Genomic DNA, 11,995 nt, shown 5'->3' on the forward strand with positions numbered 1-11,995 from the left:
AAAAGCGCTTTAATTATATATAATAATCACATATAATTAAAACGCTTTTTATACTTTTTATTTATTATGAGAAAAAAATTTTTCATTAAATTCTTTCAAAAATTCTATTCTATCTTCTTTAAAAGATACTTTTTTCATAAGCCTATATAAAAAAACTTCTTCTTCCCAATCCTTTCTTCTTGTATAATAATCTTTAGAAATACTATAAAAATCCTCTGGAAAATATAAAAATCCATATAAAACTTTTAATTCTCTTTCATCAATAGAGTTTGTACTGGAATAATCATAAATAATAGAACTAGCTTTTTCTATATCAAAAGCAAAATTTTTTATAACTTTATTTATAAAATTACATAAATCATGAACTTTTAAATCAATTAATGCATAATCTAAATCTATAAAATATGCTTCATCATTATTTATAATAATATTATGATAAGCTAAATCATGATGACATAAGGCAATTTTATCTTTTTCATTACAAATTTCATAAAAAGAAGAATTTTTTAAAATATTTATGCTCTCCTTTATTTCATTTGTATAATGTTCAAAATTTTCTAAAAATATTTCATCGAATTCTGTTTTATATTGATGCATTTGAGCTATACTTTTAAATAACTTCATTTCTTCTAATTTTCTTTCAAAACTATATATAGTATTACCTACTGCATATTTATTTCTTATATTACTTGTAAAACCCAAAGAAGCTTTATGAAATTCTCCAAGCCCTTTAGATGCTATACTCAAATCAATTGGATTATTAAACTCACATTCTTTACCTGATACTAAATCCATAATACAATATATGTCATCTTTAATTTTAACATATATATCTCCTTCTTTTGTATTTACAAAATCTATTACTCTATCAAATTTATTTTTAATATATTTTATCGCTTTGTTTATAAATTCCAAATCCTCAAGAGAATAATCAATTTTCTTTAATACTTTATTTCCTTTATCAGTAGATATAATGTAAACACTTCTTATTGGTACTACATCTATAACTTTTAAATTAAATTTTTCAAAAAGTTCAATAGATAAATCATATTTTGCTAAATACTTTTTATCTCTATATCTTACATCTGTCTGCATTTTAAAATTTGAAGATAACTTTTCTGTTGCATTCAATTTTATATCACCTCCTAAAATAAAACTTCTCCATCTTTAATAATTGCTTTTTTTAATTTATTTTCATATTCTTCTTCGCTTAATTCTTTTGTTTTTTCTCTATATCTATTAAAACATTTCATGAATTCATAAGGATAAGATAACAAAGCTAAAATAAATCTATTACTTTCTTTTGAAAGATTTGAATATTTACAAAAATCATCTACAAGATATTTAAAATCAAGTTTAATTCCTTTCCTTTTATATTTGCTTAAAATATTAAAACAATCTATTTCTATGTTGTTATAATTGCATTTATCTATATTTATTATTTCTAATTTATCAGTTTTTCTTAAATTAGAAAAATCTGCATCACCTATACAAATTTCAGTTCTATCCATACTTCTTTTTATAATATCCATATAACTAGAATTAAAAATTTCAGATATGCAATATTCTGCCCTTTTTATATATTCATTGCCAACTTTTAAAAGCATTATTTCAAAATCATTCTCTGGTGAATTCATTTTTATATTATTTAAGTATCTTTTTAATCTTTTTATATAAACTTTATATTGTTCTATAATACTTCCAGTTTTATTATTAAGTCTTTTACCCATATATCCTTTATATCCCATAGCTTTATTTTGAAACTCATTTATAAGCATAAGTTGATTTGACATTAAACTTTCATCAATATTATTTGGTAAAACATATTTATCTTTAAAATTTTTAACTATATTTATATCTTTTGACATAAGATATTCTGCAAAAGGCTCAAACAATTCATCTCTAGCCACCAAAAACACCTCTATATATTTTTTATATTTATTTTTATACTCCGTATTTTATAAGCCTGAATTCATCAACAAAATCTTGTTTTTCTTCATTATCATCATATATCTTTTTTAATTTTTTAATAAAGAAATCTTCACCCCAAGGCTGTTTTTCCCAATAGTACTGAATTCCAACCTGCCAGTAATCTTGTGGAAATTCCATAAAAGCAGCCATAATTTCTATATCTCTTTTCTCTATTACTCTTTCTTTACTATAATTGTCCATTATAAAAATAGCATCATCTATACTCCATTTGCCGTTTTTTAGTTTTCTTAGTAAAAGACTTGCTAAATCATGTATATTTATATCTAATATACAATAATCAAAATCTATAATGTCAATATCACCATTATCTTCAATTAAAACATTATGATGTGCATAATCATGATGGCAAAAACCTTTCTTTAATATTTCACTATCTACTTTTTTTATATACTCGCTTTTCATAAGATTTCTTATAGATTTATCTGCTCTTTCTATCTCTTTAGACATAGCTTTAAGATATAAATTATCAAACTCACTTTTTTCTTCTTTTTTCAATATTCTATTTCTAAAATCTAATATTTCTTCCCTTCTTGTAACAAAATGATTTATCCACTTATACCAATATACTCTTGGATTCATATCTTCTGTTACATTAAATCCTTCACTTTTATTGTGAAGCTGTGCTAACTTAACTGCAGCTTTTGAAACATCAATTGGATTGTCATAGTTACATTCTCTTGCGTTTACCCATTTAGTTAAGTAAGCATTACAACCTTCAAAACTTATATAATCTAAATCATCTAATGTTTTTATTATCTCAGGTACTTTATCAAATCCATTATTTTGGAGATGCTTTATTGCACTTAAAATAAAATAAAAGTGAGGAAAATTATATTTAATAACTTTTAAACAGTAATCTCCATGAAGAGTTTTAATTTTATAAACATTTTTTATTTTTTCAAGGCCTATTATCTTTAATCCATAATTACACTCAACTAAATTTTTGATTTTCTCTAATTCCAAGGAGCTTCCTCCAAAAATATTGCTCTAATTGCATTATATGAATTTAATATAGAGTGTGTGATAATTAAAGATAAACAAGTTAATTATCAAACATTGTGGAACATTTTTATATTAATTCTAATACTTATAATATATAGGCTTATTTTCTTTAAATTAAACTTATCTTTTATCAATTTAAGGGAGAGGATTGGATGAGAATTGCAATTGATGCACGAGGTATCAATTGGTATAGAGGTACTGGCATTGGTACTTATACAGATAAAGTTTTAAGATATTTATTAAAAATGGATATAGAAAATTATTATCATATATATTGGTCTGGGGAAAATTATGAGGAATTTAAATCTAAAAATACAGACATTATTATGGCGTCCAAAAAACATCATAGATTTTTTGAACAAGTTTATTTCCCAAATAATTTAAAAAACAGCAATATAGATATATATCATGTACCTCAAAACGGAATAGGCATAAATGAAAATATAAAGTGCAAAAAAATTACTACTATACATGATTTAATACCTTATATAATGCCTGAAACTGTAGGGAGAGGATACCTTATTAAATTTCTAAAAGAAGTACCAAAAGCTATAGAGTTAAGCCATGCTATAATAACTGTTTCTGAATGGTCAAAACAAGATATATTAAAGTTTTTTCCTATAGATAAAGATAAAATTTTCGTCACTCCTCTTGCAGCAGAAGATATGTATAGACCTATGGATAAAGAAAAGTGCAAAGATTTTTTATCAAAAAATTACAATATAAATAAACCCTTTATACTATATATAGGAGGTTTTAGTCCTAGAAAAAATGTAAAATCTCTTATAACAGCTTTTCAAAAGATATATAAAGACTTAAATAAGGACTATAATTTAGTAATAGTAGGAGCAACAAAAGATCAAGGAGAATATTTAAATAAGTTTTCAAGCAATTTAGAATTTGCATCTAAAATAATATTTACAGGATTTGCTCCTGAAGAACATCTTCCTATTTTATATAATGGCTGCGATGTATTTGTATATCCTTCACTTTATGAAGGCTTTGGACTTCCACCTCTTGAAGCAATGAACTGTGGTGCTCCAGTTATAACTTCTAATTTAACTTCTATACCAGAAGTTGTAAAAGATGCTGGTATACTTATTAATCCTTATAACGAAAATGAACTTTCAAGTGCAATTTTAACGCTTTTAAATAGTGAAAGTCTTCAAAATGAATATAGAAAAAGAGGTCTTAAAAGAGCACAAAATTTTTCATGGTCTAAAACTGCTGAAAAAACTTTAGAAGTTTATAAAAAAGTTTATGAAACAAATTATGATATATAAAGTAAAATCAGAAGGCAAAAATACCTTCTGATTTTATTTTTACAATTTATTTATTATACTTGCTAAATATCCAGCACCAAAACCATTATCTATATTTACCACACTTATACCACTGGCACAGCTGTTAAGCATAGTTAAAAGTGCTGATAACCCTCCAAAATTAGCTCCATAGCCTACACTTGTAGGCACAGCAATGACAGGTTTATCAACCAATCCTCCTATAACACTTGCAAGAGCTCCTTCCATTCCTGCTATTACAACTACAACTCTCGCCCCTCTAATAATATCTAATCTATTAAAAAGTCTATGTATTCCTGCAACACCTACATCAAATATTCTTTCAACTTTATTTCCAAGTATTTCAGCAGTTACAGCTGCCTCCTCTGCTACAGGTATATCTGAAGTTCCAGCAGTTACTACAGCTATATAAGTATCAGGTATTTTTAATTCTTTCTTTTTTATAGTTATAGTACGTCCAAGTCTGTTATATTCTGCTTCAGGGCAAATTTCTTTAACTGCATTATAAATTTCTTCATTTGCTCTTGTTCCTAAAATATTGTTATTCTTAGTAAGCATAAATTCAACTATTCCTTTTACTTGATCTACAGTTTTTCCTTCACAATATATTACTTCAGGGTATCCTACTCTTACTTCTCTATGATTGTCAATCTTTGCATAACCAAGTTCTTTAAAAGGAAAATCTTTAAGTTTTTTTACTCCTTCTTCTATGGTTAAATTCCCGATTTTTATGCTTTCAAGTAAATCTTTTATCTCTTTTTCATCCATATTAGTATCACTGCCCTTTTATATTAAAATTATTTATAACTCTTTGTTAACTTCATCATAAACTTCATTTATAGATATATTATTTTCTATTGCAATCTTTTTACAATCATCATATTCTGCTTTAGATTTTATTTTTTTGTTATTAAAAAAAGAAGATTTTATTCTAACTTCACCATATTTAGTTTTTACTAAGCTAAATTCTCTTTTAAGCATTGTTTTTTCTACTTTATATTTTCTTATACCTAAAGTAGTAGTTTCCTTTAATATAATTTCTATAAGTTTTTCTTCTATATCTTCATCACACAAAACACTAAGCTTAATTCCTGGTCTTCCTTTTTTCATAATTATTGGAGTCATAAATACATCCATAGCACCTTCATTAAATAATCTTTCCATAACATAATCATAAAGCTCAGGGTTCATATCATCTATATTACATTCAATCATAACAGCATCTTCATAAATTTTATTGTTTTTATCAATATTAAATTCATCTTTTATTTTTTCTTGAGTTTCTCCTAAATATACTCTTAAAACATTTGGAATATCTGTATCTCTATGTCCTATTCCATAGGAAACTTTATTTATTTTAAAATCCTTTTTATCTGTAAATTCATCTACAACAGCTTTAAGTATTGCAGCACCTGTAGGTGTTGTAGTTTCAAAAGGTACTCCGCCAAGCTTTACAGGTACTCCTTTTAATATTTCAGCTGTTGCAGGTGCAGGAACTGGAAATAATCCATGAGCACATTTAACAAAACCGCCTCCAAGCTCAACTTTAGATGACATAATTTTATCAACATTTAAATAATCAAAACATATAGCTGCCCCTACAATATCAACAATAGAATCTACTGCTCCTACTTCATGAAAATGAACTTCCATTAAAGATTTACCATGTATCTTAGCTTCAGCTTCAGCAACTTTTAAAAATATTTTCTTACTTAAATTTTTGACTTTTTCATTTAAAGAACTATTATCTATTATAGTTTCTATATCACTTAAATTTCTATGATGATGTTCTCCTTCTTTATGATTATGTTCATGTTCTTTATTATTTAAATTGTGAATATGCTCATGTAAATCATGAATATGTTCATGTTTCCCATGCTCACGCTCATGATTATGCTCATGATTACATTCTTCATTATTTAATTTTACATTTACTTTTGTGCCAGTAATACCTTTTCTATTATCTTTACTTACTTCTATTTCATATCCAGAAATATTAAGCTTTGAAAGCTCATTAATAAGATAATCTTTATCAACTCCTAAATCTATCATAGCTCCCAAATTCATATCTCCGCTTATTCCAGAAAAACAATCATAATATAATATTTTCATGCTATTTCTTCCTTTCTTTCCTCTTTTCTTTCTTCTCTTATTTGAGGTAATTGTAAATTTATTACTATCATTCCTGACAATATCAAAAGACATCCTAATAAAGCTTTACCTGTTAATTTATCTCCAATAAAAACTGAAAATATTGCACTAAAAACTGGTTCTGCTAAAAATATTATTGCAGCATGAGTAGGTGTAGTATACATTTGAGCTATATTTTGAAGTCCATAGGCAAATACAGTACAAAATATTGCAGTAAATAAAATAGCACCAAAAGAAAATGTATTTAAATCCATTTTTAATCTATCAACAAAAACTGCTGGTACTAAAGAAATTATACCTACAGTTAAAAGTTCAATAAAAGTCAAAATAGCAATATCTGTATTTTCTGTATATTTATCTACTAATATTATTTGAACTGCAAAACATACAGCACTTAATAAAGTTAAAAAATCTCCTTTATTTAAGCCTAAATCTCCACTTATAGACATTAATCCTAAACCTATTACAGATATGACTATACCTATAATAGTTTTAAAATCTGGAAATTTCTTATATAAAAAAGCTAAAAATAAAGGAACCATAACTACATTAAGTCCAGTTATAAAACCAGATTTACTTGAACTTGTGTAAACAAGCCCTACTGCTTGAAGTATGCTTCCAATACCCAACGCCAATCCTATTAATACACCTGATTTTACCATATTTTTATTGCAATTTTTTAACTTTTTAATAGATATAACTCCAATTATAATGGCAGCTAAAATATATCTTAACGCTATAAAAGAATACGGCGGAATACTTTTTAGTGCTATACTCATAATTGGGAAGCTAGAACCCCATACTACCGTTACTAATATTAAACTTAAGTCTGCTTTTAATTGTTTTGTCATATTTTCCCTCCTGTATTGCTTTAAAATACATAAAAATTAATTATTGTCTACTTATATATTTTATCAAATATTAATGTTTCAATAAACATAATTATATGAAAATTCATATTAAAATAATATTTATTAATAACATTTTTTAATAAATATTAAAAAAGAGCAGTTCAAAACTGTTTTTTTAATAATTTTGAACTACCCTGTTTTAATAAAACTTGATACATAAAATAACCTGCTTTTAATATTTACAAAAATTTATTCAAAAAATCTTCTTTTTTGATTTCATTTACTAAATGTTTTACTTCCTGCTCTTTGTTTTTATCCATAATTAAAACTACATCTCCTGAATCAACAATAACTAAATCTTTAATACCAAATCCTATAATAAGTCTTTCATTGCCAAACACATAACAATTTTCACTTTGTTCCATAAAAGTTGTACCTAATACATTATTACCTCTGTAATTATTTAAAAATCTTCCTAAAGATGCAAAACTTCCAATATCATCCCATACAAATTCACACTTTACAACATAAGCTTTTCTTGTCTTTTGCATTATTCCAAAATCAACTGATATACCATCTATCAAATTATATTGTTCCTCTATAATTTCTTTCTCATTTTCTTCACCTATGTTCTGATAAATAGTCATTAAATTTTTATACATTTTAGGAAGATATTTTTCCATTTCTCTTAAAAATACATCTGCTCTCCAGATAAACATTCCACTATTCCAAAGGTAAGTTCCTTTTAACAAAAAATCTTTTGCTACTTCAATATTAGGTTTTTCAGTAAATCTTTCAACTTTAAAAGTAGCAATATCTCCTATAGTTCTTTCTCCCATTTCAATATATCCATAACCTGTTTCAGGTCTTGTAGGTGTTACCCCTATAGTTACAAGACCTCTTTTTCTTTCAGCTATTTCTACAGCTTGAGTTAAAGTATCTATAAATACTTTTTCTCCCTCTATATAATGATCTGAAGGAAGAACTATCATTGTAGCATCCTTGTCCTTTTTTAAAAGTTTAACTGCTGATAATCCTATACACGTTGCAGTTTCTTTATTAGCTGGTTCTACAAAAATATTGTCTTTACTTATCTCAGGAAGTTCCTCGTGAATTTTGTCTAAATATTCTTCATTTGTAACTACATAAATATTCTCTTTATTTATAAGAGGTTTTATTCTGTCTACTGTATTTCTTAAAAAGCTTTTATCATTTATTATTTTTAAAAACTGTTTTGGATTTTTATCTCTAGATAGAGGATATAACCTTATACCTTTACCTCCTGCTAAAATTAGTGCGTATAGCAAAAATACTCACTCCAAATATTGCTTTGGTTTATAATATGAATTTTTCTTTACATATGTGAAAATAAATAGATTATTGACAATTAAATTCTTTACGCCATATATCATATGTGAAAAATAAATAGTTTTATATTAGAATATACTTAACCCCATATATTACAAATCAGCTATAGAAACTTTTCCAAATACAGCTTCCCAATCATTTTTAAAATCATCAACTGCTTTGTAAATTGCTGGCATTTTTAAAGCATCTATTAAAATTTCAGGAGAAATTGTTGCACTTTGTGCACCTGCAGCAAAAGAAGCATTTACCTGCCCTATATTTTTAAAACTTGCCGCAAGTATTTTTGTTGGATAATTATATTTTTCAATTATATCAGCAAAAGTTTTTATAACTTCATGTGGATTAATATTCATATTTTCCATACGATTAAAATATGGTGCTATAAAGTCTGCCCCTGCTTCTATTGCCAATAATCCTTGAATTGTTGTGTAAATTGCTGTTGCAGTTATTGATACCCCTTGTGATTTTAGTATCTTAATTGCCTTTAATCCTTCTTCATTAACTGGTATTTTAATAAACACTTTATTATCAATATTTTCCAAAATTGCTTTTGCCTCTTTTATAATGCCTTCACAATCTTGTGCAACAACTTGAACATGAATACTTTTATCTTCCCCTATTATTTCGCGTATTTTTCTAAAATGATTAAAAAAATCAATTTTACCTTCCTTTTTTATTATGCTCGGATTGCTTGTAACACCTTTAATATTGAAAATTTCAATACACTTCTTAATCATTTCAATATTTACTGTATCTAACATATATTCCATTTTATATCTCTCCTTATTATTAAAATTTCCTAAAAATATTTTTTATTTATAAAACTTGTTCTGTTCTTTCAATTATATCATCTTGAGTTTGTTTAGATAATACATTAAAAAATGCACTATATCCTGCAACTCTAACTATTAAATCTTTATGTTTTTCTGGATTTTTTTGAGCATCAAGTAATATTTCTCTAGATACTACATTATATTGAACATGAAATCCATTTAAGCGATTAAAAAAAGTTCTTATTAACAAAATTAACTTCATTTTGTTTTCTTCTTTTGATAACATTTGAGGTGTAACCTTTTGATTTAATAATACCCCTCCTGTAATATCACGTATTGGCAATTTTGAAACTGACTTAAATACTGCTGTAGGTCCTTTTTTATCCATTGCATGTGAAGGTGAACAACCTTCTGCTAAAGGCTCTCCTGCTTTTCTTCCGTCTGTAGTTGCTAAAGTTCCTGCCCCTTGTGGTACATTAGCAGAAATAGAAGATGTACCTGCATAATAACAGCCTCCAATTGGTCCTCTTCCATATCTCGTATTTTTGTATTTTTTTATTTCATCAATATATATTTCATATGCCTCTTTTAATAATAAATCTACATAATCATCATCATTTCCATATTTAGGTGCATCATTAATTAATATATCTCTAATTTTTTTACCTTTTTCACCTTCAAAATTATTAATTAAAGCATCCCATAACTCTTTTGGAGTTATACTTTTATCTTCAAATACACATTTTTTAATTGCACAAAGAGAATCTCCAAGATTTGCAATACCTACTTGAAGGCCACTTATAAAATCATACACTGCTCCGCCTTCTTTTAAATTTAATCCTCTTTCAATGCAATCATCTGTTAAAGCTGAACATAACACATCTGCTGTAACTTCTTCTATAGCTAAATCTATACAGCTGTCAATTATTACACTGTGCCTTGTAAATTCTCTAATTATCTTATCCCATGCTTTCATAACCTCATCAAATGAAGTCATATATTTAAAATGCCCTACACCTTCGCAAAGCCTGATTCCTGAATCAGGATCAATCCCATTATTTAATGCAATTAGTAATGATTTGGGGAAATTTAAAAAACTCATACCTGTACATCTATAACCCCATTTGCCTGGAACTGCTACTTCTACACATCCAATTGCACTATAGTTATATGCATCTTCTTCTGATACTCCTTTTTCTATAAATGACGGAATTATAATTTCATCATTATTAAATGCAGGCATACCAAATCCTAACTTTACAACCTCAATACATTCATTCATAAAGTCATCTGATAATCCTTTATGATAACGCACTGTTAAATTAGGCTGAGGTAATTTTGTCTGAGCAACACTTTTTAAAATTAGATAGCTTAATTGATTTACTGCATCTTTTTTATCTACGGTCTGTCCACCAATTGTAACATTTTGATATAATGGACTTCCTGCACTAAAACGAGTATGAGACCAACTTCTTATTTTATTTATAGTAAATGTTTTAAGCCATAAATTTGTCAATAATTCAACAGCTTTATCTTCAGTTATTTTACCTATTTTTAAATCTTTTTCATAAAAAGGATTTAGATATTGATCCATTCTTCCATATGAAACTGAATGTCCATTAGATTCAATTTGCAATACAAGATGAATTATCCATAAGGATTGAACTGCTTCATGAAAAGTTTCTGCTGGATAATAGGGAACTTTATTTAGTATTCTTGACATTTCTAATAATTCTTCTTTTCTTAATGTATCTGCCTCTTTTTGAGCTAAATTTAATGCTAAGTCTGCATAACGTTTTGCAAAAGCAACTACTGCATCTAATGCAATTAAAACTGCCTTATAAAAATATAATTTATTTAAATTCCTATAATCAGTAATATCTAACTCTTTTAATTTCTTTTCTGTTCTTTCTTTATAATTAACTAATCCAAGATTTAATACTTTTTCGTAATTTACAGCTATATGTCCATCTCCTGATGTTATATTACCTTCTGCTTTTATTATTCCTAAATCATAAAAAACTCTACTTTCTGAAGGTATCCCCGCAAGCCCCCTATCTTTTAAAGTTTTCTTCTCCCAAAATGGTGCAATTTCCCTTAATACTTTTTTGTTTTCTTCAGTAATATAAAATACATCGCCATCACGTTTTTCAAATTCATCAAGTTCATCAATAACCCAATCCATTGCATATTCAGGGAAAATAGGTGCTGCTCTGTTATAAGATGCTTGATTTCCTGCAATCATTGTTTCATCTTCAATAAATATACTCATATTTTTCAATATATTTTCCAAACATAATGCTCTACGTAAAATCATAGGTTTGTCTGCATGTTCCTTATAACTTTCTGTAACAAATTTTGCCCTCTCTACACATACCATAGGTTTTGCATTTATTAATTTTTCTCTAAAATTATACATTCTTTCCGTTAATTCTCCAAAATGATTCATAATAATTCCCCTTTCATTGTAATGAGTATTTTGCTTTCATTTGAAATTTTTTATCTTTCTTTTATAATTTTATTATATAGCTTTATTATTCTTTGTCAATATTTTATT

General features: G+C 26.5%; 10 protein-coding genes. 1 reads left to right on the plus strand and 9 read right to left on the minus strand.

Annotation, left to right across the window (positions count from 1 at the left end; translation table 11 throughout):
* Positions 1-57: 57 nt before the first annotated feature.
* The 3 genes from EGD97_RS06890 to EGD97_RS06900 are packed head-to-tail and all read right to left on the minus strand — an operon-like array spanning position 58 to position 2,955.
* The gene (locus EGD97_RS06890) at positions 58-1,095 is read right to left on the minus strand and encodes a CotS family spore coat protein (RefSeq protein WP_127836932.1); all 1,038 of its coding nucleotides are present in this window, start codon (positions 1,093-1,095) and stop codon (positions 58-60) included.
* 50 nt (positions 1,096-1,145) lie between these two features.
* Positions 1,146-1,910: a spore coat protein gene (locus EGD97_RS06895; protein WP_127836867.1), complete on the minus strand. Its 765-nt coding sequence runs from the start codon at positions 1,908-1,910 to the stop codon at positions 1,146-1,148.
* Between the two features lie 34 nt (positions 1,911-1,944).
* Positions 1,945-2,955: a CotS family spore coat protein gene (locus EGD97_RS06900; protein ID WP_127836868.1), complete on the minus strand. Its 1,011-nt coding sequence runs from the start codon at positions 2,953-2,955 to the stop codon at positions 1,945-1,947.
* Between the two features lie 191 nt (positions 2,956-3,146).
* Here EGD97_RS06900 and EGD97_RS06905 point away from each other — a divergent pair, with 191 nt between their 5' ends.
* Complete coding sequence (locus tag EGD97_RS06905; RefSeq protein ID WP_127836869.1) at positions 3,147-4,277, plus strand: glycosyltransferase family 4 protein; 1,131 nt, start codon at positions 3,147-3,149, stop codon at positions 4,275-4,277.
* A 39-nt stretch (positions 4,278-4,316) separates the two neighbouring features.
* Here the strand turns inward: EGD97_RS06905 and larB are convergent, their stop codons facing one another.
* From larB to EGD97_RS06935, 6 genes are all read right to left on the minus strand, one after another.
* Positions 4,317-5,063 (minus strand): nickel pincer cofactor biosynthesis protein LarB, encoded by a 747-nt coding sequence (larB, locus tag EGD97_RS06910; RefSeq protein WP_127836870.1) that lies wholly within the window; start codon positions 5,061-5,063, stop codon positions 4,317-4,319.
* A gap of 33 nt (positions 5,064-5,096) precedes the next feature.
* Positions 5,097-6,407, minus strand: coding sequence for a nickel pincer cofactor biosynthesis protein LarC (gene larC / locus EGD97_RS06915; protein WP_127836871.1), 1,311 nt, complete (start codon positions 6,405-6,407; stop codon positions 5,097-5,099).
* Positions 6,404-7,297: a DMT family transporter gene (locus tag EGD97_RS06920; RefSeq protein ID WP_078682998.1), complete on the minus strand. Its 894-nt coding sequence runs from the start codon at positions 7,295-7,297 to the stop codon at positions 6,404-6,406. Before EGD97_RS06920 ends, larC begins: the two co-directional genes overlap by 4 nt.
* Positions 7,298-7,536: 239 nt before the next feature.
* Positions 7,537-8,604 carry a mannose-1-phosphate guanylyltransferase gene (locus EGD97_RS06925; RefSeq protein ID WP_127836872.1) on the minus strand — a complete coding sequence of 356 codons (1,068 nt, stop codon included), beginning with the start codon at positions 8,602-8,604 and terminating at the stop codon, positions 7,537-7,539.
* 153 nt (positions 8,605-8,757) lie between these two features.
* Entirely contained in the window at positions 8,758-9,435 is a 678-nt protein-coding gene (locus tag EGD97_RS06930; RefSeq protein WP_127836873.1) for a fructose-6-phosphate aldolase, read from the minus strand.
* A gap of 46 nt (positions 9,436-9,481) precedes the next feature.
* Positions 9,482-11,887 carry a glycyl radical protein gene (locus EGD97_RS06935; RefSeq protein ID WP_127836874.1) on the minus strand — a complete coding sequence of 802 codons (2,406 nt, stop codon included), beginning with the start codon at positions 11,885-11,887 and terminating at the stop codon, positions 9,482-9,484.
* Positions 11,888-11,995 lie beyond the last annotated feature (108 nt).

Source organism: Clostridium prolinivorans (genome assembly GCF_004011155.1).
GTDB lineage: Bacteria > Bacillota > Clostridia > Clostridiales > Clostridiaceae > Clostridium_AT > Clostridium_AT prolinivorans.

Coding starts and splice junctions, on each gene's coding strand:
- EGD97_RS06890 (WP_127836932.1), bottom strand. CDS start 1,095: ATGCAGACAGATGTAAGATATAGAGATAAAAAGTATTTAGCAAAATAT.
- EGD97_RS06905 (WP_127836869.1), top strand. CDS start 3,147: ATGAGAATTGCAATTGATGCACGAGGTATCAATTGGTATAGAGGTACT.
- larB (WP_127836870.1), bottom strand. CDS start 5,063: ATGGATGAAAAAGAGATAAAAGATTTACTTGAAAGCATAAAAATCGGG.
- larC (WP_127836871.1), bottom strand. CDS start 6,407: ATGAAAATATTATATTATGATTGTTTTTCTGGAATAAGCGGAGATATG.
- EGD97_RS06920 (WP_078682998.1), bottom strand. CDS start 7,297: ATGACAAAACAATTAAAAGCAGACTTAAGTTTAATATTAGTAACGGTA.
- EGD97_RS06930 (WP_127836873.1), bottom strand. CDS start 9,435: ATGGAATATATGTTAGATACAGTAAATATTGAAATGATTAAGAAGTGT.
- EGD97_RS06935 (WP_127836874.1), bottom strand. CDS start 11,887: ATGAATCATTTTGGAGAATTAACGGAAAGAATGTATAATTTTAGAGAA.